Source organism: Paraflavitalea sp. (assembly GCF_059502485.1).
Map to the genome: position 1 here is coordinate 1,226,715 of NZ_JCACET010000011.1, position 23,847 is coordinate 1,250,561.

Genomic DNA, 23,847 nt, shown 5'->3' on the forward strand with positions numbered 1-23,847 from the left:
TTTATCAGTTACACTCCAGCCAGTTTACAAAGTCTACTTCTTCTCTTGGCATGAAGAAACCTTGTATGCAGTTGGGATTACGTATGCAAATCTGGATATGACTCTTTTCGAATAAGCCTGCGCCTTCAAAGGCGGGGCCGCCTTCTATGAACACTCCGCGTGTAGAATCAAATAAGTTATACTTACTGTATCCTTTTGCAGCCATATCTTCTTTAACTTGTTCTAATACCCTGGCATGCATAAATTCGATGGCTGCACAATCCAAGTGTCGCAAGACCTTGTTTTTATGAACATCATGTGGCAAATTATTATTACGAGGCAATTCTTTTCCTGCTAACTCATGAACCTCCTTCATGGAACCATAATACTGAGCCAAAAATTGAATATACCGCTGCTCCAGAAAATCACAACAGTATCTTAATTGTAATACTGCACCAAGAACAGCAGGTTCCTTTATTTTACCTCGTTCTTTCTTTTCAGTAGCCCATTGTAAAGCTCGATCATAATTATTCTCCCAGAAATACAAACCATGTCCAAGCCAGTCGAAAGGCTTTTTGCTAATCTGATAATCATTGGGGTTTAATAACAATTTGTCACGGACATGACGTTCACACCCATGAAATCCAATGATCAGATTGGATTTTACATCATACATTTATCAAGCTTTAATGAGGCCGGGGAGTTACTTCAAGACAAGAGTAAGGAGGAGTAAAATTGCCATCGTTATCCAAAATACCGGCAAGCACAAGCAGGCGAAGCGCTTCCTCTTTAGAAGGCTTTTCCTGGGCATGTTTCTTTGCCAGCTCCATTAAGTTATTAAAGTCCTTGTCGCTCATACAAATAGATGGTTTTACAAAGGTAGCAATTATTTTGGTTTCGTAAGCACAAAAGCGCCATCAATACACATTCATAATCAACACATTACAGCTTACGTATTACAAAAATGCCGTACTAACCTTTTCCCTGCAAATAATGTCTAACCATCTCCCTAAAGAATGAACACAATTAATAAACAAAGAATACGCTATCACTTCACCCATGCCAACACCTGCTGCGCTACTTTATCTGCATTATCGTCAAAATGGTGGCCGCCATCGATGGTGATGCTGTTGTAGTTATTAATGCGCAATGTATTTAATGGAAACTGATCTCTTTCTGTGCCCAGTACAAACAGGATAGGCTTTTTTACTTTGTTGATCTCATCGGGTACACTGTAGGAGTCTGTACGCGATATGCCCAGCATTTCCGACAAGTGGACCTCAAAGTCTGTAGACTTGTAGGGCAACATCAACACCATGTGAGTTGTCTTTCCTGCAATGTTCCTGTCGAGATAATTCTGGATAAAGGGTGTTACATCTGCTCCGAAGGAATAACCTACCAACACTACCGAGTCCCGTTTCCATGCTGTCATGTACTTACTCAATAATGCTCCTACATCTCCTGCTGTTTGCTGGGGTGTCTTTTTCTTCCAGAAATAACTCCGGGAGTTCAATGCGACCACCGGGTAGCCGGCATCATTGAATGATTTGATCAGCGCATTGGAGAATTTGGACCAACCGCCATCGCCGGTAGCATAAAATATAATGGGGCGGGTAGCATTGTTACTGCTCATCACTTTTATGGGGAGGTCATCTGTTTGTGCCTGACTTATGGTAGCTACCAGAAGACATGCTGCCAGGAATAAGTTCTTCATACTCTCATTGTTTAATATACCGGCCGCATTACCTTTTTAAGCGCAGCAGGCAATTGTAATAAATCGAAATCGTGTCCGTATACCAGGTACTTGTTTTCCCAGAAGGTGGCATACTTTTCTTTGAACTCACGCAGGCCATGGAACTGCCTGAACCGTTTCATGGCAGGGGTAAGTGTCTTTAATAATTGTTCTGCGGGGTTATCGGGTTGAGTAATGCCTGTCAGGGGCACCATGCCAAGATTGATAAACATCTTGTGGTGATCGCGTGCGTAGCCAATCAATTGTATCATCAATGCATCTGCAACGGCAGCCGGAGCATCGTGGGTCTTGCGGATAAGATCGTAGGTACATTCATCTTCTGCATAAGAGGGAATGACGTTCATAAAAGCAACGATCTTTTTCTCTCCATCCTCTACTGTGATCACATCCTGCTGGATCAGCTCCCGTTCATCGAACATTCCTTGTGCAAAGATCATTTCCTCGCGGGTGAAGTTTTGCAACCATTCGTCCGACACAGCTTTCAACTGCTGTATAAATTCCGGGGAATGTGGTGCATGATGTACTGCTACTGTATATCCTTTCTTTTGCAAACTGTTCAATCCATTACGCAGTGACTTCTTATCCCTGCCTTCGAGGCTAAACTTCTCTACATCGATGATTCCCTCCTGCCCGATCATCAGTCTCTTCATCTTCAATGTCCTGAAATACGGGATTCCTTCTTCATTTACCCGATAAAAGGCTGTCTTCAATCCCATGCGCCTGCACTGCCGGTCAAACTCCTGTAGTATATCAGCTTTGTATTCTTCCGCGCAAACCGGTTCTCCCAGCACCACGGCAAAGCTACCGGCAATGCGGTAGGCGATAAATCCCTGATGCCGGGCAGAAAAGAAATAGAGTTTATCCTTGTATACTTTGAAATAATCCAGCGCAGAATCACCGTATTGATTAAGTAAGAAATGCGCGCGTTGACGGAACGTATCATTAGTAGTGAGTTTTTTAAGCAACGGTCCCATAACCTTGCTACGGTACTCGTTGCCGGTGGTGAGCAATATAATGAGTGTAATGCCTGCTATGATGGCCTCTTCATAATCCAATGCTTTGGTGAGATGTCCTACCAGGGAGATAACAGAAAAGGCAATGGCTACCAGCCAGGCGGTACGAACTCCACGCAGTAAGAAAGCTGCAGTAAGCACCAACCCAAGGCCAATGGCCAACACTACCCAATTAGAAGCATGCATGGCTTCCACCGGCAGGTATTCGCGCAGCACGTGCATGCGAAAGCGTATAGGCGGAATGACTGCTGAAGCAATGTTTACCATGCCCAGCAATAATGTAAAGAGTGCCGGCGCTACGCGGAAGAAGATCTTCCTACCCTTCCAGGCAAAGGCGGCCAGGCCAACCAGCAAGGGCAACCAAAATTCGAATACCCTGAACAACACCATCATGGCCAATACCGGACTCAAAAGATACCCCAGTTGGTGCATCACATATACCATGGATATTTCCACGGCGCCTAAGCCTTTTAAGAATGGGGAAACAATCATCATCAACACCGCAGCGATATAGGCCGCCGCAGCTGCCATCAACGAAGGCGGCATACCAACTGCCAGCATAGCAATATAAATGTGCAGTATGCCACACAACTCTACGCCTATCGAAAACAAGATAGCACCTGCATAAGGCCGCTTATGTACGTTGGCGGAAAATAGGTCATCGATAAATGGAGTTGCCGAAGGAAACTTCTTAGTGAACCAGTGGTACAATTTTCCTTTGCGGCTGAATGAGCGCGTTAATACCAATAGTGTTCCCAATAACAATACCAACACTCCCAATCCTGCTATGGCGTAACCTGTTTGCCCACGTTGCAAGCTAAAAGCTGTAACAGCCACCACCGGCAACCCAACTAAAATCACGGTGAGCAAACCGGCAAACCCAAATAAGCCGCTGGCCTGGAATACCTGTGTTTTGGAAAATCCTGCCTTCCTGATCTGTGAAGGTGTATAGGCCATCGCACTGATGCTACCCGCCGGCAGGAACACACTGATAAAGTTCCTTTTCAGGAAAAGTAATATGGCATTCATCCAGGAAAAGTGAAGGCCAATGGCCCTAAAGCTTTGCCGGTAGATACCTGCCTGGAATAGGATATAAATGGCAGTAACCGCCAGCCCGGCTGCTATCCACCCCGGATCGGCCTTGTGAAGATGTGGAATAATGGTCCTTAGTTCTCTCCTTTCGCTGCGGAAAAATATAATTGCCAATACGAGCATGAGGACTGCCAGCAGTTCCTTTTTAGGGACACGGCGCAGGAAGGTGCTGAGTTTGCTTTGGAGGTGTGAGGCCATTGTCAAGGTTATTACACCCTAAAGCTACTATGAGGTAAGAGGCTGCCACAACGCCGGTCGTTGAACCGGCAAATCCAGTCGGTGGACAGGCAGGAAGATACGAGGGCCAAAGGCCCTGAAATAGAACTACGAGGCTGCAAGCCTCGCAGAGCTGTAAAAGAAAAATGAGGCCATAACGACCTCATTTTTCTTAACACATAGGCAGGAGGATAAACAACTTACTCCTTCTTAATATAACCAAACAGGCCGTCCATTTCATGATCAGGACCTGCAGCGAAATACAACCTGTTAGGATCGATGGTAGAAGTAGACGGCGGGAAAGTAATAGCCCACAATCCATCTATTACAATGGGTCTGCCTTTTGAACGGAGCACACCGATATACTGTCCATCATCTGTATAAGCATTGATATAACCATCTCCGAAATTACCGATCAATATGGCGCTTCTGTTTTCTGTAGCTCCTTTCATCTTCTGCCCTTCTTCATCTTCCATATCGGCAAAGAAAGATGCCGGCGCCTGTGCTACCCCCCAGGGTGCATTCAAAGCACCTTTCGTAGCAAATCTTTTTACGAGGTTGCCCTTTGTGGTAAAAATGCTAACATATCCCTGGCCACGTCCCGCTGCAGACCTACCGTCAGGCCCTACCTTGGCATACAGCACATACAACCACTCACCCACTGCCTGAATATTGAAAGGCGCATAGCCCGATGGAATACCGGGGTCACTGAAAGGCATATTCACTACTGCAAAATTCTTATCCCACACGGCGATCTTACGCGCCCTGAAATCCGCGGCATACAAATAATTGCTTCCATCCGCGGCAGCAATAGCTAACCCGGTATAAGCCGAAGTAGCTACATTATTTTTAAGCAGCAACGCAGTACCACCCGCGGCACCATTCCATGCACTCAGAATACCATCCACACCCACAAAAATGAACCGGGCCGATTGTCCGTTTGCCAACACAAAATCAGTAGTGCCTCCATAAAATACAACACCGGTAGGATTGCCACCGGTAGCGCCGCCGGGCGATGGAATGTTGACAGGAGGCCGTACGATGACACCTTCTCTGTCGTACACTTCACTCACGTGCCCACCCTGCGAGTTGACCCAGGGAGTGCCGGTAGCGCTAAAAGCGATGCCCCATGCATTGAGCAAGGTAGGATCAACATGTGCAGGGTTATACGATTGCTCATTGGCAACCAGGTTCACCTGCATGAAGTTTTTTAATTGCTTGATCTCGTCAATCTTCTTACAGCCTGCAAACAGCAGCAGGGCTGCACAAAACAGATAGGCAAACGGGTAGCCTGAACTACCACGTAGGTTGGTAATCTTTTGCATATGGCGCAATTTTAATTGGTGTACCCTATGCTACGTATGCAAAAGTGCTGAGGTTGTGTGTGTGATAATTTTTTATAATTCCATCATCAGAGATAAGGCTTCAATATACCTGCCCAGCGCTTATATCCTTCGGCATTCAGGTGCAGGCCATCTATCGTAAGTTCCTTATTCAGTTTGCCCTCCGCATCCTGAAAAGGCTTGTTCAGCTCGATGCAGGTAGCCTTCTCTTCGGCGGCTATCTTCCTGATACCTTCGTTCACGGCAGCAATATGCTCATCCTTATTATAGTGGTTCTTGAACTGGGTAAACGTGTTATTGGTCGGCAGCAGGGTTTGCACATAGACCTTTGTTTTGGGAGAGGCCGACCTGATCGTTTGCACGATCTTCCGATAATTGGAGATGATGATACTATCGGGCGTATTGTGCTGGATATCGTTGATGCCTATCAACAGGAAAACTTTGGCAGGCTTGCCTTCTGTCACTTCATCCAGCCGGGCCAGGATACCATAAGTAATATCACCGGAGATACCACGGTTGCGGCAGTTGGGATTGCCCAGCAGCTCGGCCCAATCGGTACCGGCAGTAATACTGTTGCCAAGGAAAATAATGTCTTTTGTAGAATTGGGATAACTCCTGAACTGTGCGGTCTTTACGGCATAAGCGCCGGGACGATAATCGGGATTAGCAGTAGCAGCAGATTGTTGTGCCTGGGCAAACTGAAATGCAAAGCCCCCCAGCAGGGCAGCCATAACCATGTTTTTCATATAACGTGCCTATTTTTAAGACCAGCAAGGTAATAAAAATAGGCACATTATGTAGGACATATTAAGTCTTATTACTTCTTAGCCACCTTGTACAGCTTTCCGCCATCGGTTACCGCATACAGGGCGCCGTCTTTTCCAACAGTCACATCGCGGAAGCGCTCACGCTCCTTCACCAGCAATCTTTCTTCGCCAACTACTTTGTTGTTCTCGATCACGAGCCTTAAAAGATGCGGTGTATTCAAAGCAGCAATGAATAAGTTATTCTTCCATTCTGGGATCGCATCGCCATCATAGAAAACCATACCACTGGGTGATACTACAGGGTCCCAATAGTAAACAGGTTGCTCCATGCCTTCCTTCTGCGTAGTACCGCCAGGCACTTGCTCACCGCTGTATTCAATACCATAAGTAATAATAGGCCAGCCATAGTTTTTGCCGGGTTGAATACGGTTCAACTCATCACCACCGCGTGGGCCAAACTCGCACTCCCACAGATCGCCGGTTTGCGGATGCCAGGCCAAACCCTGTACGTTACGATGGCCATAAGAATAAAGCTCGGGCCTTGCGTCGCCCTTGCCAACGAAAGGATTGCCACTCGCAGGCTTTCCATCCGTGGTGATGCGAATCACTTTGCCAAGCCCTGAATTCAGCCACTGGGCCTGTGGCCTTGTGGCGAGGTCAGAACGTTCGCCAGTGCTTATAACGAGGTTACCTTGCTTATCGATCAATATCCTGCCACCATAGTGCAGCGTGCCGTCATAGGCAGGCGTAGCACGATAAATAACTTTAGCGTTTTCGATCTTCTTTTCGTCGGCTGATAATTTTCCTTTGGCCACACTGGTATGCGTTCCACCCTGTACGCTCTCGGAAAATACCCAGTAAATCATTCTGTTCTTGTCGAATGCAGGGTCGATCCGCAAGCCCAACAAACCACCCTGACCGCGCGGGTTCACTTCCGGTAAACCAGTGATCGGCTCACTCAGCTTTCCATAACCGCTGGCGATCCGGAACTTGCCGCTTTTTTGTGTGATTAGGAACCGGCCATCAGGCAATTGTACAATGCCCCAGGGCTTGTCGAGCTCTGTAGAAAGCACAGTAGCTTCATATGGAGTCTTGGTAGCTACACCAGCTATGCGGGTTTGCCCGGCAAAAGCAGGTTTATAACTTGAGTTGGGCGACTTTGTTTCAACAGGCTGGCCGGTAGTATCTGCAGCAGCAGCTCCATCGCTGGGTGCTGCTTCTTTGGACACAGTAGCATTCTTGTTGGTGTCACTATTATTACAGGCAATAGCAAGGAGAGAAACATAGAGAAACCTAGACGCGATCTTGTACATATTCAACCAGTTTTTTTATGAAAGTACTTATTTAAACTGGTTTACAGCAAATGTTGCGCCCGGAAGGTAAAATGTTCATTTTAGCGCGATTGCCGCAGCTCTTCTTTGGCTTTGGCAAACCACTCACGGTTGTGGCTGCGCTCACGCGCACTGAGGTGAGAAGACTCATCGACTATTCCGGCAAAAACATCCCTTGCCTCCTGATGCCGACCGGCTCTTTGCAGGAACAGGCCATATTGGTAACGCGGTTCAAAATATGAATACCGCACATTCATGATCTTAAATTCCTTTTCCGCTTGTGCAGGATTGCCCGTATGTTCCAGCGCTATAGCGTACAGCAGATGGGCCTGAGAACGTGCAAACTGGGGTGTCTTGTACAACTTTTGCGCCATAGGCAACACATCCTTATATCGCTGTTGCATAGAGTAAGCAACAATGAGCTGCTTCAGCAGATCTTCATTCTCCATGAAAGCACCGGTATAACAACTTTCATACAACTCTACCGCTCTATCCGTTTGTCCTGTACCAAGATAAGCATTCGCCAACGCCATCCGGTTGTTGAACGTATCGGAAAAACGCAGATTTTCTTCCAGTTTACGGATGCTCCCTGCCGGGTTGATCAAAGAACCGATGCCCGATTGCACCTGCCTTATTTCACGACCGGAAAACATTTCGATAAAAATATAGGCAAGACTTCCCACCACCGGAACAAATACGATCAGCCATATCCATTGCATTTTAGTGCCCCTGCGAATGCAATGGATAACGCAAATGACCTGCAGGGCAACAGTGATGTAATAAAAATTGTTACTAAAAAAAGGGAGCATAGACGAATTACGGTTAGAGTTGCGGCCTCAAAAATATAAACCCTGCCCAGTTAATGAAAATTACTTTTTCACTATCGACCCTCCGGTCAGGAAATCCATCTTAAATAATTATAATCAACGAAATACAAATAACTGCAGTATCCATATATTGTTCATTAGCGAGCTTTCTTCCTACAGATCAATAGCTGCGTGGCATCCTCAACGTGGGTAATCTGGTGGGAAATAACAGTAAAGAACCCTTCCACATACTGTTTAAATTCTTTTGCACTCCATTCCCGGATATGACAAACATTTTGCGGCGGTCCAAAATCATACCATCCCCTCGCCATAATTCTTTCGGGCGTACTCAGGAAAAGGTATTCGAAATCAATCTTATCAATCATTTTCAGCAAGCCATCGGGATTGGTAACGTGTTCAATGACGTCAGCACAAATAATAATATCGGTGCGGGAAGGCAATTGCTCGGGATGAGTAACATTGATCCAGTTACGGTTGGGATATTGTTGCCGGAGAAAATCGTACGTAGTACTCACCTCCATTCCGATAGTATTGCAGTCAGAAAAATACTGTAGCAGTTTAAAGCCCGAACCGCAACCTACATCCAATACTTCTTTGTAACCATATCTATCCAGATAGATGCGGGCCAATTCATATACTTCTTTCTGGTATTCGTCTTTATAGGGTGTGTCATCCCAATGGATCTCTTTTTTCCGGTAACGGTAGCCTTTTCTGATACCAAACTTACCCGGCACAAAAAGACCTCTGCACTTCCCGATAAAAAATAGCGAGAGCACGCCTATCCATTTAAACGTTTTAAGAAGTATTGACATCAGAAATGGAATTAAGGGTCAAATATAATATGTTTAAACATTCATAACCCATACCCAACTCCCGGTATTGGGTATCCTGGCCAATACCCTTGCAAGTATGAAGACACTATATTACTTTAGCGCTGCAACAAACCAATACCCTTTGAGAACAACCTGTTCTTACACCTGTTTATTTTCTCTGCCCACCCGGGCAACATCACCTGGTCTTATCAATTTCACCACTGTTCACCCAATATTCATAATAAACTAAACCATGAAAAAGATCCCACTTTTCCTGCTGGCAGGAATGACTTTGCTATTCTCTTGCTCGAAGAATGATGATGATCCTGTGACGCCACCCGACACGACTAAAGAAGAAGCACAAAAACTGCAAAAAGACGTGCAGGGCAAATGGCTGTTTAATACCGACATTGAATTAGGCAGAAAGGCCATCAGCAGCGAGGGCAGGAAATCCCAAAGATCATTGATGGGGCGTGCATTACCCCAACAGGTAGAAACCAATGGCACTGCAGGCACCACAGGAGTTACCGGAGATGTGCCCGGCTTTATTGAATTTACCAGCGATAGCTCGTATATCATTTACGACGAAAATCAACAAGTATATACAGGTAAGTTTGAAGCCAAATCAGGAGATTCCATCGTCCTTAGCGGCATTGGTTACCTCACGGGCATTACCATCAACAATGGTAAAATGGATTTCAAATTATTCTATTCTGCTACCAGCAAAACGATCACTATCGCAACTAACAAAGCGGCTGCCATCCCGGTAGATGACCGTACCACACTACTCACCAAAGGCCCCTGGTATATTACTAAGGAAGAAAGTGGCGCTGACATGATCGGCTCTGAAGAATGGGAGATCGACGGGAACGGTCAGGAAGTTTCCTACATCATTGATAGCGTTTCCTTCCTTATCAGTAACAATGGAACTTACCTCGTACAAATATTCTCCGGCAAGAAATTGAAAAATGCCAGCATGGCCAACTGGAAGTGGCATTCTAAACAGGCAGACAAGTTTGTATACGCATGGGACAACGAACCTTTTGACGAAGAAAACAACGATATACAGATCACCGAACTGACGGCCACCAGCCTGAAGGTTACCGAAGCCTGGGACAGCAACGGAGATGGTATCGATGACACAACCGACAAGTGGGTATTGAAACCTGCCCGTTAAAGCAAGCCATATTGGTCTTATACAACTAAGTAAAAAAAGAATGGCCGCCCGGATTTCGGGCGGCCATTCTTTTTTTTACCTAAACTTCTTTATGCTTAAAATCTGAAAGTAATATTAGCGACAACCCGCGTAGGCATTTGTGGCGCCAGGCGGAATGACCAGTACTTTTCGTTGGTAAGGTTATCCACCTTTACACCGATTCGGTATGATTTACGGTCATAGTACAAGGTAGCATCCAGCACAGTATAAGAAGGAATGGTAAATTTAAAAGCAGTATCGTTTGTCTGGAAAGCAGAACTGCCGTAATTACCCCCTACACCAAATCCCAATCCGCGGATAGCCCCCTGGGTAAAACGATAGCTCAACCACAAGTTGGCCATGTGCTCAGGACCTGCAGTAGCCGGCCGCAATCCTTCTACGTTTTTATTGGAACGCGCCATCTTACTGTCATTATAAGTGTAGCCAGCTACAATGTTCAATCCACCAAAAGGATTGGCAATTACTTCAGCCTCGATACCCTTGCTCACCTGCGTGCCATCCTGAATACTGAAACCGGGATGGGCCAGATCATCCCGCTTCATATTCGTCACTTCGATATTGTAATAGCTGATCGTACTGGTCAACCGGTGACCAAACAGGTCTACTTTCAACCCTGCTTCCCACTGATTGGCATTTTGTGGCTCGAAAGCAGTACCCTCGAAGTTTTGTCCTCCTTCATTACTAAAGCCGTTCATATAATTACCAAAAAGAGACAGTTGCTTTGGCAACACTTCGTATACGATACCAAACTTAGGTGAAAGCGCTGTTTGAGCATAAGCACCGCCAACAGAATCCACAACAGGGTAATAAGTGCCCCTGTCTTCATAACGATCAATGCGCAAGCTCATCATCACATTCAATTGAGGCGTGATGTTAAGCACATCGGAAGCATAAGCACTATAAGTAAACTGGTTCGTTCTGTAAATAGCCCAGCTGGAGTAAGGAGCACGTGCAGCAGCAGAATCCACTTTATCTGCATTGAAATTGGAATAAGCAAAACCAGGCTTTTTGAAATTGATAGCCGGGAAAGCAACAGTTGGCGTATTCCTATCGCTACGTTGATTATAAAAATCCAACCCTGCTACGAGGCGATTCCGCAAACCGGCAATGGTGAAATCACCAATGATGTTCTGTTGTATTTCTGTACCATTATAAGGGAAGTCCTCCTTTTGCACACTCTGTTGCAGCGTACTGTCACTACGACCGATCAACTGCGTCACATAACCTTTGGTGGCCGAATAAGTGCGGGTAAAATTCGTTTGCAGCTTCCAGCCCGGTGAAAGCTCATAATTGACCTGGCCAAAAAAGTTCACCTGGTTGGTCGCATAATCCAGTGAATTATTGGTGAATGACTTTTTATAATTCATGCCCAGCGCTTCAATATCCCTCACTTTACCCGTTCTTGCAGGCGCAAAGCGGATAGGCGAAGTAGCATTGAAAGCCGACGCTTCGATATCCAATAGGAATGTCAGCTTCTCAGTGGCCTTGTACATAAAGCTGGGAGCTATCATCACACTGCGGGTGAAACCGGCATCCTGAAAACTTTGCTCTGTATGCAAAGCGCCATTGATACGCATCAGCATGGTCTTCTCCTTGTTCAATGGGCTATTCACATCAAACGTCAGGCGATTAAGACTGTAGCTGCCACCGGAATAACTCAACTCCACTTTCTTTACCTCATGTGGTTTCTTGGTAACACGGTTAAACAATCCACCAAAAGATATCTGGCTGCTGTTGAACAGAGTACCCGAAGGTCCCTTGATCGCTTGCAGCACTTCAAGATTGGCAGGATCGATATTCGTATACACAAATCCGGAAATACTATTACGGATAAGATTGGCAGTAGTGAAACCGCGGGAAAGCATAGCACTTCTTCCCTGGTTATACACCACAGGAACACCGGCACCGGGAACATTTTTGAAAACACTGTTATAATCAGTCACCACCTGCTCGGCCATGATCTCTTTGGTCACGATGCTATATACCTGTGGATTCTCGATATTCTTCAGCGGCAGGCGTGCCACATCGTCCGTTTCCTTTTTATTGAACCTGTTGTAACCAGCCGTGATGGTGATCTCACGAAGCTCATTGTCTGAGCTGGTCAATTGAATAATAACCTCCGTAACAGCATCTGGCTTGATAGTAACCTGTTGCTTGTAAGGAGCAGCCCCGATAAACGTAACACTCAGTTCATAATCCCCGGGTTTGATATTGGAGAGCAGGAAAGTGCCATCTTCCTCGGAAACAGCTTCCCGGCCAATACCCTTCAGGCGGATGGTGGCGCCATCGGCGGGTGTATTGTCAGACGCAGTGATCTTTCCTTTAATACCACCATTACCCTCGGGGCCATTATTTGCCCAAATAGTCCCTATTCCAGCCAGCAATACCAGCAACAATGCATACAACTTTTTCATAATCAATACAATTGAGCCTTTAACCTTGTTTTAATCAAAGCGCGCAAGTTGCAGCCGAAAAGAGGAATAACAATTTGCAAGACGGAAATTAACATTACGCAAAGCGGAAAAAGTGGATCATTTTTGCCGGCTCTTCATGATCTTACGCCGGTGTTCCTTGCCCCAGCGTATCATTTCCAGGATAATGTCGCCGAATGATTTACAATATTCAGTAGACATATATTCTACCTTCATGGGTGAGTTAGGATCTTCTACCCGCTTTACCAAACCATTCAATTCCATCTCCTTCAACTCCCGTGACAACATGCGGGTAGTAATGCCCGGAATGCTGCGTTCTATATCACGAAAACGCCTGTTGCCATTACAGATGGAATTGATAATGGGCAATCGCCATTTACCACCGATCACATAGATGGTATCCTGAAGGGCCTTCACTTCGTCGGCCTGACTCCTTGGGTTGGATAAAACCGCTTGTACTTCTTTCATTTTGGTATCACGCGTTATACTGGTTACAAAGTTATACCAATCGGCCGGTAATTTTGTTGTCACAAATAAATCAAAGAATATGAAGACGATCTTTATTACCGGAACCAGTTCCGGATTAGGAAAGGCCAGCGCCAGATACTTTGCAGAACAAGGATGGAATGTAGCAGCAACCATGCGCACACCGGAAAAGGAAACAGAACTAACCCAATACAAAAACATACAGCTGTTTAAACTGGACGTTACCAACCTGGAGCAGGTAAAAGAAGCAACAGCTGGCGCCATAGCCGCATTCGGAAAGATAGATGTAGTACTAAACAATGCCGGCATGGGCGCCTACGGCCCGCTCGAACTGGCCAAAGAAGCCGACATCGATTGGCAGTTTGCCGTCAACGCAAGAGGTCCCATCAATATCATCCGTGCCTTCCTCCCCCACTTCCGGGAAATGGGCGGCGGCATGTTCATCAATGTAAGCTCATTTATGGGCATTACTACAGCAGTACCGCTGGGCTCCCTGTACAACATGTCGAAGTTTGCCCTGGAAGGACTTACCGAAGGACTATATTATGAACTGAAGCCACTGAACATCGACCTGCGATTGATAGAACAGGGAGGCTACACCGGTAATAATTTCCGGGAGAACATACGGTGGAATCAACAAGAGGAGATCACGGTTTATAACGAGCAATTGGATAAGCTGAAAAACCTCATGAATAACGCCGAAGCCCACATTACCGAAACCATCGACGATGTAGTAGAGGTAATAGCAGACCTCGCCACACGAAAAAGCAACAAATTCAGGACGGTCGTTGGCCAGGCAGGCAACAGCCTGATGAACATGCGTAGCTCCATGCCCATTGAGGAATACCTGGAAAAAATGACAACGGTATTCGGTTAAGCAACGTGCACATAGACGGCGCTACCTATATTAGTCAACATCTGCACATGGCCGGCCAATATTCAATAAACATATTGGCCGGTTCTCCTCCATATTTGTTCTCTTAAAAAGAGACTGCTATGGGCACCTTCCGCACACTCCTCCTTGTATTGACTGCATTCGTTTTATGGCTCCCTGACACACAGGCACAGCAACAACAATGGGATTCAGAAGACTCCTACCTCACCCGGGAACAGGGAGATATCGTAAGAGTGACCCTGCCTGCCATGACCAAACAAACCCTGGTGAGCATCGCACAACTCAACCCCGGCAGCGGCCAGCCAGCCCTCCAGTTCGGCAACTTCACCCTTTCACCCGATGGAAAGAAACTGCTCCTCTTTACCGACAGCCGGCGTGAATACCACAACAGCTTTTACTCCTGCTGGGTCTATGACCTCGCCACCAAAAAACTGGCCCGCGCAGGCGCCCAGCTGCCCAAAGGACAACTGCTCAATGCGCAGTTTTCACCCGATAGCCGCTACCTCGCCTTCGTGTACAACAATAATATATATGTAGAAGACCTGACCGCTTTCACAACAAAACAACTTACTACTGACGGTAGCGAAACGAAGCTGAATGGATGGTTTGACTATGTGTACAGCGAAGAACTTTTCCTCACCAACGGATTGCGCTGGAGCCCCGATAGCAAGCGCATCGCCTTCTGGCAGATGGACGCTTCTAAACTCGGCACCTTCTACATGATCAACAATACGGATAGCATATATCCCCGCCCTGTACCCATTGCTTTTACAAAGCCCGGTCAACCCATTGCCGAAGCAAAGATTGGCGTGGTCACCATCGCCGATGCAAAGAAAACATGGGTTACCCTCGAAGGTCAACCACAACAATACTACATAACACAGATGGATTGGAACCCCGACAATCGCAACCTGGTGATCCAGCAACTCAACAGGCGGCAGAGCGAAAGCAAGCTGATCCTGTGCAATCCTGCCACCAATACTAAAAACACCCTCTTTACAGATACAGACGAAGCCTGGGTAGACGTGAAATCATTCTGGAACCGTGGCGGCAGTCCCTTCGATTGGATAGCCAACGGTGCGGCCTTCATATGGTTCAGTGAAAAAAGCGGCTGGCGCAAACTCTATCGTATTGGCATCGATGGCAAGCAAACAGAGATCACGAAAGGCGATCATGACGTAATGGCCATCAGCGGCATCGACGAAAAAAATGGCTATGTCTATTACAGCGCATCACCCACCAGCGCCGTACAACGTTATCTTTATCGCGCTAAACTCGATGGCTCAGGCACACCAGAAAAAGTATCACCCGCCAGTCAGGAAGGCACCCATCGCTACACTTTCTCCCCTTCCGGCAAATGGGCCCAGCATTCATTTTCCAGCTACAAAATATTACCAGCCTCTGAATGGTTGCAGATGCCGGCCAATACGCCACTCGATCCGGCAACAGCTATAGAAAAGAACATGAAGCCCAATCCACAGGCGTCACGGGTAACCTTCTTTACCATCAAAACCGATGAAGGCGTTGAAATGGATGGCTACATGGTAAAGCCGCTTGACTTTGACGAGAAGAAGAAATTCCCCGTAGTGTTCACCACTTATTCCGAACCTGCAGGCGCTACCGTAAATGATGCAGCCGGCGTAGGAGGCCGCGGTGCTTTCTATAATGCAGACAGCGGTTACATCACCATGGCAGTAGAAGGACGCGGTACACCGATACCCAAAGGAAGAGCCTGGCGCAAAGCCATCTATGGCAAACTGGGTTGGATTAATCCCAATGATCAGGCAGCTGCTGCTAAAAAAATACTCGAATGGCCCTTTATAGACCGTGAGCGTATTGCAGTCTACGGCTCCAGCGGTGGCGGCTCCACCACCCTGCACCTGCTTTTCCGTTACCCGGAGATTTACAAAGTAGGGTTGGCTTCAGCAGGTGTACCATCGCATTTGCTATACAACAGCACTTACCAGGAACGTTACCTCGGCCTACTTCCTGAGAGTCGTGAAAATTACATCAAAGGATCAGCGATCACCTATGCTAAAAACCTGCAGGGCAACCTGCTCATCATGCACGGTACCGGCGATCACAACGTACATTATCAAGGTGAAGAGTTACTGTTGAATGAGTTGATCAAATACAACCGTCAGTTTCAATTCATGCCCTACCCCAACCGTCAACATGGCATCTCCGAAGGCGAAGGCACCCAACAACACCGCAGAACGATGATGGCCAACTTCCTGAAGACATATTGCCCGCCCGGTGGCAGGTAAACAACAATCAAGGCTGTTTTGCGATCACCTTGTCATAAAGACAATTGACGATTGGCTTTAACCCTCCGGGAATGCTGGAGTGGTAGCCATTCGTGATGACCACGATGCCAAACTTTTCTTTGGGATGAAAAAACATAGTACTGAATAATCCATACGCAGAACCGGTATGCCCTTTCATTACTTTGCCGGCAATGAGCGTGGAGGTAGTTACGATAGCCAGACCATAACCGTCTTCTTTAGCGATTATAGACTGCATCGTGCGGGCACTCTTTTTAGAGATGATCTTTTTGCCTTCATATTTACCCATGTTCATGTGCATGGTCATATACCGCGCAAGATCGGCAGCAGTGATCTTCATACCGCCTGTGGGAGAGAAAATGGGCGTACTATATCCCATCGTGTAGTTCGAAATCTCCTCACTGCGGGCAGCATAAGCAGCGGGAGCTGCAACAAACTTTTCCTGGCTGGTATTGTATTCATAAAGCGTGGCAAACCGGGACTGGTCCAGCGAGTCCACACAATAACCTCCATACAACCCCAGCGGGTCGAGAATATGGTGCTTCACATACTGGTCAAACCGCTCACCCGACACCCGCTCCAGGATAGTACCAGCCATATTGAAATTCAGGTTGCAATACTTATAGCCAGCTCCGGGAGCATAATCACTGTAACACTTTTCCCAGTTAGGATTCTTGTCAGGATTGATGGCATCTAAACTAAAATAGCCCTGACTATCATTGAGGCTGGACGTATGCGATAAGATCATCCGGAGTGTGATCACCTGATCAGGAAACCGCGGATTCCTCACCTTGAAACCAACCAGTTTACTCACATCATCCTTTAGAGACAATTTCTTAGCCTCTATCAACTGCATAATAGAGGTAGCTGTAAACGATTTGGAAATAGAGGCGATCCGGAAGATGCAGTCATCCGTAAGCGGCGTCTGCGATTCAAGGTTCTTGTAGCCAAGATTAAGGGTATATACAATCTTATTGTCCTTGACCACAGCTGCTGTAAGCCCCACCATCTTCGACTGCTGCATCAGATCTTTGATACAGGCTTCCGCTTTGTCTTGCTGGCCAAAGCAGGAAAAAACAGTAATAAAAAGTGCAACAAACAAAGAGGAGAAAGCAGTTCTTATCATTGTAAAAGATTGATGCAATTAGTTGGAAGCAGTTAACCTTTCATTCACCCCATCCCAGGCATAGACAGCACTTTTCTTGTCGGTAACCTTCATGATACTGAAACCATCCTTATCCACCTTGTCGGTCGCCTCTTCTACCTCCATTTTCCAGAAGATCATATCTGGCTTACCATTCTTTTCATTGGGAAAGATAAAAGTTTCACTATGAGAGAATACATCCGCATCACCAATGTTGACTTTATCGGGAAAGCGGACCAGTTGACCGCTCTTCGTCCAGGCCAGGTAATAATCATAAGTAGGAATACCACAGGCTTCACCACTGAAAGTAAGTACGATGATGTTCTGAACATTGGTAAGCCCCATGCCACTCATGAGTTTTCCGCCACTATAACCGGCACTTTCATCATCAGGAGTCAACACCGCTGCTTTTGCCAGCACATTACCATTTTGTACGATTTTCAGTCTTACAAGATATCGACGTATAGTATCCCTTCTACCGCTGGATACAGCAATACTATCAGCACGACGCTCGATACCATACACAAACTTGACATCTCCCCGGCGTAGTGGCATACAGCTTACCAGCCCCAGCCAGACATAACCTTCCTGCTGTTCACCATTCTTGAGATAGATAATTTTCAACCAGGGAGCTTTGATGCCACGTATCGTAAGACTATTAGAGGTAACACCAACAACAGTGATGTTGTCACCCACCACCAAGGTATCTGTGGGAGCCAGCTTCGTATCAGGCGTACTGCGAATAAATGCCGTATCGGCAAAAATATAGCGATCAGTAGTATCGCCATTGTTGATGGCCCAGCTACGCATATCAGGGAAATTAGGCCCTTCCTGCGCATGCAAAAAATTACTAATAACTATCAACAAAAACAGTACACGTATTTTCATAAGTGCACAAAATAATACAATTACAACAACAATAAAAGGTAGCGCATCCACTCACACTTTTCTTCTAAAAATCAGCTCTATACGGGAACCACCTTCAACCGGCACCAGTACTACTGAACAATCGATCGCCCTGGCAAGGTCTTTCACGATCAGCAATCCCAGGCCCGACCGCACATCACCAGCCGCTGCAACGCGGTATTGATCATCCAGCAACAGGTTCGGGTCCAGCCCTCCCCCGTTATCGGTAACAGACAAGAACGATTGACCATCCCGTTCGCCAGCCTCCCAGTAAACGCGGGCATCAGGCTTGTTCCCCACCGCTTTCAAACTATTACTGGTTAAATTGTATACAATAGTGCGGACACAATTTTCATCTGTATATAATGTAAGGTCCTTAGTCATATCCAATCCCAACACGCCATCCTGCACATACAGGAACTGCGCCTGCAAATACTTGAATAACTCCGCTGTTGATACATCAGCAAACTGAGGTTGCAATTGTTCCAGCTGGCTTTTGCTCCACAACAACACCGTTTCCATATTCTCCAATAAGCCCTCTGCAGCTGTCGTTATTTGTTTTTCATGTGCAGCGGCTTGCTCCGCAGTCATCAGGGCTGGCTCATTCCTGCGTAGGTGTAAAAAACTGATGAGTCGCGCTATCGGTGCGCGCAGGTCGTGACTAAGAATCGCAAAAAAGCGGGACTTCACCCGGTTGGCACTATCCAGTTGCTGATTCAAACCTACTAATAACTCATTATTCCTTTTCCGCTCCTTGCTTTGCCGGTACAACAGCACCCCGATAACGCCCATCAACAATACACCGGCAGCCAACCCCCACATGGTTTTACGCTGATTACTCAGCGCCAGTTGATTGATCTTCAGCTCAGCATTCTTTTGATCGAGCACCCGCTGGCTTTCTGCTTCAGCAATCTTGTTCTTGGTTTCCTGCGAGTAAACAGAATCCTGCATATCCTTGAACAACCGGTAATTATAAAACGCCTGCTTATAGTCACCTGTATACTCTTGCACTTCGGCCAGGGCGCCGGTGAAGAAAGACTTACTGTCCATATCGCCCGTTTGTCCGGCCAGTTGGATGGCAGTCTGTAAATGCTCAGCAGCCTTCTGTAGCAATAGCGCCTTATTATCCGGAATCACATCACCATACTTCACCCGATGCAACGTATCATACCGTACAATATCGAGGTAAGCAAGTCCAAGATTTCCGGTGTTTGTAATGGCTTCTGTGTGCAACGGGTTCACAACATCCCACAAAGACTTCGACTTGATGCGCGCTTCTAAAACTCGTCGAAGATCAGGTCCATATACCAATGAAAGGCCCGACCACGTAGAAGCAAGCCCCATCATATTGCCCGAACCCTCATAAATCACCAATGCCTTTTGAAAACAATCCCTGGCAGCAGTCGTATCACCCGAAGCATAATACGTTTTACCCAAACTCTCCAGTGAAGTGGCTACCTCATCTGGCGTACCAGCGCGCTCCCGGATCTTCAGCGCCTTTCGGCCAAACTCCAGCGCTTTAGGATAATTCTTCTGCAAACTATAGATTTTCGACACATTGCCCAGTGTAAGCGACAACAACGTGCTATCCTGTAAGGCTTCCGCCTCCTGCAAACCCTTAAAATAAAATTGAGCAGCAGTCACATAATCCCCCCGTATATTCTGAGCAGCCGCCCCCATATTGTTAAAAGTAGCCGCTCTGTTGTAGCGGTCACCTATCTGAACATAAGTAGCTTGCGCCAGCTCATAATAATACATGGCCGAATCATACTGACCGGCATGACTAAATGACTGACCTAAATTATTTTGAAAAACAGCAATCCCCTTTGGCCATTTCATTTGCCGCGCATGCACCAACCCAAGGCGCGCATATTTTTGCGCCTCTACTACATCGAGCACCGTCAGCTCATTAAATATTCTGTTGTACAACCTGGCCTTCAACGTATCGTTAGACACAGCAGGCAACGAAAGCACCAGCGAATCCACCAATGCCCTCCCCTCCTTCTGCGCTTCCACAGAAGGATTAAAACAAGAAAGCAGTAAGAAAAGAGAAATGACTTTCCGCATACTATTTTAATTGGGCCAGATTATCCTTATACCCCCTGCCAACCGGCAGTTCTATACCCTTTATCGTAACAGCCTGTCCTTTCATCCGCTCCACAAAATGCTTCTGCACCGCATAACTCTTATGGATACGCACAAAACTGGCAAACTCCGGCGCTTTCAACAAATTGCCCAACGAAGAAAGTACCGTGTGTTTCCCGCTCGCAGTAACAATACGCGTATAATCCTTCAACGCTTCGAGATAATAGATTTCATGTAAAGCCAGCTTCACCTGTTCATGACCATCTTTGATAACAATGGTATCACCACCAAGAGAATGATCCAGCAAACGCGCCTTTTGTCGCGTGGCAAAGAAATCCTGCAACCGCTCTATCATGAGCGCAAAACGATCAGCCCGTAGCGGCTTCACCATAAAGTCCAACGCTGCCACGTCAAAACTTTCCACGGCATATTCAGGATAAGAGGTAATAATAATACAAGCAGGAATATCAGTGAGCTGCCTGCGCAACTCAAGCCCCGACATACCAGGCATATCCACATCGAGGAAAGCGATATCAGGCAACGTCCCCGCTATACTACTCAGCGCAGCTTCAGCACTATCAAAAACACCTGCTACCGACAACCATTCATACCGCTTTACCATCGATAGCGTAGTCAGCCTGTCGATCTCGTCGTCGTCCACAACAATGCAGCGTAATGAGTTGGTCACCAAAGCGTATAATTATAAATGATGGTTGTCAAATATAACAAAACCGTCGTTCATCTATTACAAATGTTGTTCAGCGATTGGCCCATAAACCGGGCAACCACGGCGAGTAGCTTTACACCACAAACAAACCATACACATGAAATCAATACTCGTTTGCTTCATAGCTATCCTGTCCATCCAATATAGCCAGGCACAAAGCCCCATTGGCAACTGGAAAAAGGTATCCCACACCTTCGTCTACGAAGGACAACAAATGGATAGCCATGCCGCGTTGTTAAAAACACGACCCTGCGCAGCCAAAATAGTATGGGAGATCAAGGCAGACGGCATATTCCGGCTCAATGCTGCCGCCAGCGGTTGCGATGAGAACTATAAAAAGATACAGGAGAAACTATGGTCCAAAACCAAATGGAAACTGGAAGGCAATAAATTCACCACCTCTGCCACCAACTTTGCAGTAGGACAATCCTACACAGTAACATTCAAAGGCAATAAGATGATCATGACCGGTACGGAAGGGCAAGGCGTCATTACCTATGAGCGGCTATAGTGAATAAATCACTCTTTTCCTTCCACCAGGAACTGACTAAAAACATGCAATAAAGGATCAGACGTATTTGAATTGGTAAAAATAACGTATCCCATTTTCAGGTCCTTATACACTTCAAACCTGCATTTGAAGTCCCCGTTATTGCCACCATGCCCGAATGATTTGCCCAAAGGTGTTTCCCTGATCTCCAGACTCATGCTCATATAGGTAGGCACCTTTGGCTTTTCATCCCCGGGATCATAATTATAATCACTGTGCTTTTGCAACATCGTATTATAAGACTGCGCATTCAACCCTTGCTGTTCCAGCAGGTACAACATGAAACGGGTAAAAACAAGCGCTTCCGTATGCATGGAATAAGCCATTCCGGGATAAGCGGGAGGCGGGTCTGAAGAAGGCATCATATCATAATGCCCATTAGCCACCATGCGCATCAATGAATCATTTTTGGAGAAGAAAGTATGATACAACCCAATAGGAGCTATTACCTCTTCCTGCAACACCTGCTCCACATTCTTACCGGTAATTTTCTCTACTACCATTTTCAGGTATTCGAAACCTTCACCGGAATAGTTGTACGCAGTACCGGGCGTGAAGCGCAGATTAAGCTTTCCATCCGGATTATTAGACCGCCAGTTCGGGAAACCGGTACGATGTGTTAGCACATGCCTTGCAGTCATCAGTTTATACCGTTCATCGTATTCAATATCTTTATAAGGAAGATATAAATAGAGCGGCTTATCAAGATCGATCACACCACGCTCGGCCAATCGCTGAACAGCAAATGCAAACACAGGCTTGGTAACCGAAGCAGCTTCAAAAAGCGTCAGGCTATCCACCTTACCCCCGGTAAACGTATTCTTTACACCATACGTCTTGTGATACACTACCTGTCCATCTTTTATCAATGCCAGCGATACACCGGGTATCCGCAGATACCGCTGATAAGATTCAATAAATTGATCCACCTGCGCAGCACGCTCAGCAGTAAAAGGTTGATGCAGGATGCCCTTTTCAGGAAGCAGGTCAGGAGCAGCAGCACCCGCAACACGAAGTGCAGGCGCTTTGATGGGCAGCCCTGCTTTTACCGTTACAATAACAGGCGTTTTTGCAGCAGTAGCATAAATATTATTTTGCCCTACAATAAACGCATCCGGCACCAGCACTTCATAAGAACCGGCAGGAACCGCAACAGCATACCTTCCCAAACTATCCACTTCAGCACTCAACCACCCTGCCTGATTTCCGGATGGTTGCAGGCGAACCTGGCCGGGCAATTGTTCCTTCATGGGCCTGTCCCACGCCACCGTTCCCGAAACAGTAGCCAGTTTTTCATTGGCTGGCAACAAAATGATATCACCCAAACTACCAGGGCTCCTGTACTTTGATTCACCCTTGCCCCAGCCGGTGAAAGTAAAACTACCATCCTTGTCCTTGTCAAAAAGCATCACATCAAAACCAATGGATTTACCCACCACCAGCTCATCACCCAGTTGGATACGCCATTCGTAATACCTGGTATTACCCTTTCTCACAAAACCAACTTCTGCAATATCCCACGACGCCTTTTGAGAAAAAGGATCATAAAAGGCAGTATTGATATTCCGCAGCTTCTTACTATACATAAAAGAACAAACACCCGAACCAAAAGGCAGGTGCCGTGCATCGAGATTCAGTTCAAGACCATCCTGCGTATTCCACGCCACATTATTGGAAGTATCCTCTATAAAATCATTATCAGTGATAGTAAAAGCAACATACAACGAATGATTGTCGGGCCGGTAACCCACCTGAAAGAAACCACTGAAATCAGCACTGTTCACAGGCTTGCTCTCGGAGATAGCAGTAGCGATCCTATAGGGCAAGGCAGTCTTTGGCCAGTCGGAAAGATTTCCGTCGACTTTGATAACCCCGACAGGATAAGCATGAGCCACTTTACCATTGTGCGCAGAAAGTTGCTGACAAAACAAAAAGCAGAACAGGAACAGGCAAGCTGCCGGAAAGGATAGTTTAGGCATATTCATGAG

Annotated in this window: 20 protein-coding genes; 4 read left to right on the plus strand and 16 right to left on the minus strand. The window is 46.5% G+C overall.

Annotated elements, in window-relative coordinates:
• Positions 1–4: 4 nt before the first annotated feature.
• The 9 genes from AC5JBY_RS32635 to AC5JBY_RS32675 form a co-directional block, all read right to left on the minus strand.
• Complete coding sequence (locus AC5JBY_RS32635; RefSeq protein WP_495908908.1) at positions 5–655, minus strand: hypothetical protein; 651 nt, start codon at positions 653–655, stop codon at positions 5–7.
• 10 nt (positions 656–665) lie between these two features.
• Positions 666–836: a hypothetical protein gene (locus AC5JBY_RS32640; RefSeq protein WP_495908909.1), complete on the minus strand. Its 171-nt coding sequence runs from the start codon at positions 834–836 to the stop codon at positions 666–668.
• Between the two features lie 191 nt (positions 837–1,027).
• Entirely contained in the window at positions 1,028–1,693 is a 666-nt protein-coding gene (locus AC5JBY_RS32645; protein WP_495908910.1) for an AcvB/VirJ family lysyl-phosphatidylglycerol hydrolase, read from the minus strand.
• A gap of 11 nt (positions 1,694–1,704) precedes the next feature.
• Positions 1,705–4,035, minus strand: coding sequence for a phosphatidylglycerol lysyltransferase domain-containing protein (locus AC5JBY_RS32650; RefSeq protein WP_495908911.1), 2,331 nt, complete (start codon positions 4,033–4,035; stop codon positions 1,705–1,707).
• A gap of 218 nt (positions 4,036–4,253) precedes the next feature.
• Positions 4,254–5,378, minus strand: coding sequence for a TIGR03118 family protein (locus AC5JBY_RS32655; protein ID WP_495908912.1), 1,125 nt, complete (start codon positions 5,376–5,378; stop codon positions 4,254–4,256).
• 86 nt (positions 5,379–5,464) lie between these two features.
• Positions 5,465–6,142 (minus strand): GDSL-type esterase/lipase family protein, encoded by a 678-nt coding sequence (locus AC5JBY_RS32660; RefSeq protein ID WP_495908913.1) that lies wholly within the window; start codon positions 6,140–6,142, stop codon positions 5,465–5,467.
• Positions 6,143–6,213: 71 nt separating this feature from the next.
• On the minus strand, positions 6,214–7,476 hold the full coding sequence (locus AC5JBY_RS32665; protein WP_495908914.1) for a PQQ-dependent sugar dehydrogenase: 1,263 nt from the start codon (positions 7,474–7,476) through the stop codon (positions 6,214–6,216).
• Positions 7,477–7,556: 80 nt separating this feature from the next.
• Positions 7,557–8,303, minus strand: coding sequence for a PLDc N-terminal domain-containing protein (locus AC5JBY_RS32670; RefSeq protein WP_495908915.1), 747 nt, complete (start codon positions 8,301–8,303; stop codon positions 7,557–7,559).
• Between the two features lie 155 nt (positions 8,304–8,458).
• On the minus strand, positions 8,459–9,133 hold the full coding sequence (locus AC5JBY_RS32675; RefSeq protein WP_495908916.1) for a methyltransferase domain-containing protein: 675 nt from the start codon (positions 9,131–9,133) through the stop codon (positions 8,459–8,461).
• 253 nt (positions 9,134–9,386) lie between these two features.
• Here AC5JBY_RS32675 and AC5JBY_RS32680 point away from each other — a divergent pair, with 253 nt between their 5' ends.
• Complete coding sequence (locus AC5JBY_RS32680) at positions 9,387–10,310, plus strand: hypothetical protein (protein WP_495908917.1); 924 nt, start codon at positions 9,387–9,389, stop codon at positions 10,308–10,310.
• Between the two features lie 95 nt (positions 10,311–10,405).
• Here the strand turns inward: AC5JBY_RS32680 and AC5JBY_RS32685 are convergent, their stop codons facing one another.
• On the minus strand, positions 10,406–12,763 hold the full coding sequence (locus AC5JBY_RS32685) for a TonB-dependent receptor domain-containing protein (protein ID WP_495908918.1): 2,358 nt from the start codon (positions 12,761–12,763) through the stop codon (positions 10,406–10,408).
• Positions 12,764–12,880: 117 nt separating this feature from the next.
• A complete protein-coding gene (locus tag AC5JBY_RS32690; RefSeq protein WP_495908919.1) occupies positions 12,881–13,312 on the minus strand; it encodes a winged helix-turn-helix transcriptional regulator in 432 nt (143 codons plus the stop codon).
• A 16-nt stretch (positions 13,313–13,328) separates the two neighbouring features.
• Here AC5JBY_RS32690 and AC5JBY_RS32695 point away from each other — a divergent pair, with 16 nt between their 5' ends.
• Positions 13,329–14,144: an SDR family oxidoreductase gene (locus tag AC5JBY_RS32695; protein ID WP_495908920.1), complete on the plus strand. Its 816-nt coding sequence runs from the start codon at positions 13,329–13,331 to the stop codon at positions 14,142–14,144.
• Positions 14,145–14,263: 119 nt separating this feature from the next.
• A complete protein-coding gene (locus AC5JBY_RS32700) occupies positions 14,264–16,429 on the plus strand; it encodes a S9 family peptidase (protein WP_495908921.1) in 2,166 nt (721 codons plus the stop codon).
• A gap of 7 nt (positions 16,430–16,436) precedes the next feature.
• Here AC5JBY_RS32700 and AC5JBY_RS32705 read toward each other — a convergent pair whose 3' ends face one another.
• From AC5JBY_RS32705 to AC5JBY_RS32720, 4 genes are read right to left on the minus strand one after another with little or no spacing between them, the layout of a single operon-like run.
• On the minus strand, positions 16,437–17,573 hold the full coding sequence (locus AC5JBY_RS32705) for a serine hydrolase domain-containing protein (RefSeq protein WP_495908922.1): 1,137 nt from the start codon (positions 17,571–17,573) through the stop codon (positions 16,437–16,439).
• A gap of 18 nt (positions 17,574–17,591) precedes the next feature.
• On the minus strand, positions 17,592–18,479 hold the full coding sequence (locus AC5JBY_RS32710) for an SH3 domain-containing protein (protein ID WP_495908923.1): 888 nt from the start codon (positions 18,477–18,479) through the stop codon (positions 17,592–17,594).
• Positions 18,480–18,530: 51 nt separating this feature from the next.
• On the minus strand, positions 18,531–20,564 hold the full coding sequence (locus tag AC5JBY_RS32715; protein ID WP_495908924.1) for a tetratricopeptide repeat protein: 2,034 nt from the start codon (positions 20,562–20,564) through the stop codon (positions 18,531–18,533).
• Between the two features lies 1 nt (position 20,565).
• The gene (locus tag AC5JBY_RS32720; protein WP_495908925.1) at positions 20,566–21,270 is read right to left on the minus strand and encodes a LytR/AlgR family response regulator transcription factor; all 705 of its coding nucleotides are present in this window, start codon (positions 21,268–21,270) and stop codon (positions 20,566–20,568) included.
• Positions 21,271–21,406: 136 nt separating this feature from the next.
• Between AC5JBY_RS32720 and AC5JBY_RS32725 the strand changes: the two genes are divergently transcribed.
• Positions 21,407–21,820 (plus strand): lipocalin-like domain-containing protein, encoded by a 414-nt coding sequence (locus AC5JBY_RS32725; RefSeq protein WP_495908926.1) that lies wholly within the window; start codon positions 21,407–21,409, stop codon positions 21,818–21,820.
• Between the two features lie 8 nt (positions 21,821–21,828).
• Here the strand turns inward: AC5JBY_RS32725 and AC5JBY_RS32730 are convergent, their stop codons facing one another.
• Positions 21,829–23,838 carry a serine hydrolase gene (locus AC5JBY_RS32730; protein ID WP_495908927.1) on the minus strand — a complete coding sequence of 670 codons (2,010 nt, stop codon included), beginning with the start codon at positions 23,836–23,838 and terminating at the stop codon, positions 21,829–21,831.
• Positions 23,839–23,847 lie beyond the last annotated feature (9 nt).

Coding starts and splice junctions, on each gene's coding strand:
- AC5JBY_RS32635 (WP_495908908.1), bottom strand. CDS start 655: ATGTATGATGTAAAATCCAATCTGATCATTGGATTTCATGGGTGTGAA.
- AC5JBY_RS32640 (WP_495908909.1), bottom strand. CDS start 836: ATGAGCGACAAGGACTTTAATAACTTAATGGAGCTGGCAAAGAAACAT.
- AC5JBY_RS32645 (WP_495908910.1), bottom strand. CDS start 1,693: ATGAAGAACTTATTCCTGGCAGCATGTCTTCTGGTAGCTACCATAAGT.
- AC5JBY_RS32650 (WP_495908911.1), bottom strand. CDS start 4,035: ATGGCCTCACACCTCCAAAGCAAACTCAGCACCTTCCTGCGCCGTGTC.
- AC5JBY_RS32655 (WP_495908912.1), bottom strand. CDS start 5,378: ATGCAAAAGATTACCAACCTACGTGGTAGTTCAGGCTACCCGTTTGCC.
- AC5JBY_RS32660 (WP_495908913.1), bottom strand. CDS start 6,142: ATGAAAAACATGGTTATGGCTGCCCTGCTGGGGGGCTTTGCATTTCAG.
- AC5JBY_RS32665 (WP_495908914.1), bottom strand. CDS start 7,476: ATGTACAAGATCGCGTCTAGGTTTCTCTATGTTTCTCTCCTTGCTATT.
- AC5JBY_RS32670 (WP_495908915.1), bottom strand. CDS start 8,303: ATGCTCCCTTTTTTTAGTAACAATTTTTATTACATCACTGTTGCCCTG.
- AC5JBY_RS32675 (WP_495908916.1), bottom strand. CDS start 9,133: ATGTCAATACTTCTTAAAACGTTTAAATGGATAGGCGTGCTCTCGCTA.
- AC5JBY_RS32680 (WP_495908917.1), top strand. CDS start 9,387: ATGAAAAAGATCCCACTTTTCCTGCTGGCAGGAATGACTTTGCTATTC.
- AC5JBY_RS32685 (WP_495908918.1), bottom strand. CDS start 12,763: ATGAAAAAGTTGTATGCATTGTTGCTGGTATTGCTGGCTGGAATAGGG.
- AC5JBY_RS32695 (WP_495908920.1), top strand. CDS start 13,329: ATGAAGACGATCTTTATTACCGGAACCAGTTCCGGATTAGGAAAGGCC.
- AC5JBY_RS32700 (WP_495908921.1), top strand. CDS start 14,264: ATGGGCACCTTCCGCACACTCCTCCTTGTATTGACTGCATTCGTTTTA.
- AC5JBY_RS32705 (WP_495908922.1), bottom strand. CDS start 17,573: ATGATAAGAACTGCTTTCTCCTCTTTGTTTGTTGCACTTTTTATTACT.
- AC5JBY_RS32710 (WP_495908923.1), bottom strand. CDS start 18,479: ATGAAAATACGTGTACTGTTTTTGTTGATAGTTATTAGTAATTTTTTG.
- AC5JBY_RS32715 (WP_495908924.1), bottom strand. CDS start 20,564: ATGCGGAAAGTCATTTCTCTTTTCTTACTGCTTTCTTGTTTTAATCCT.
- AC5JBY_RS32725 (WP_495908926.1), top strand. CDS start 21,407: ATGAAATCAATACTCGTTTGCTTCATAGCTATCCTGTCCATCCAATAT.
- AC5JBY_RS32730 (WP_495908927.1), bottom strand. CDS start 23,838: ATGCCTAAACTATCCTTTCCGGCAGCTTGCCTGTTCCTGTTCTGCTTT.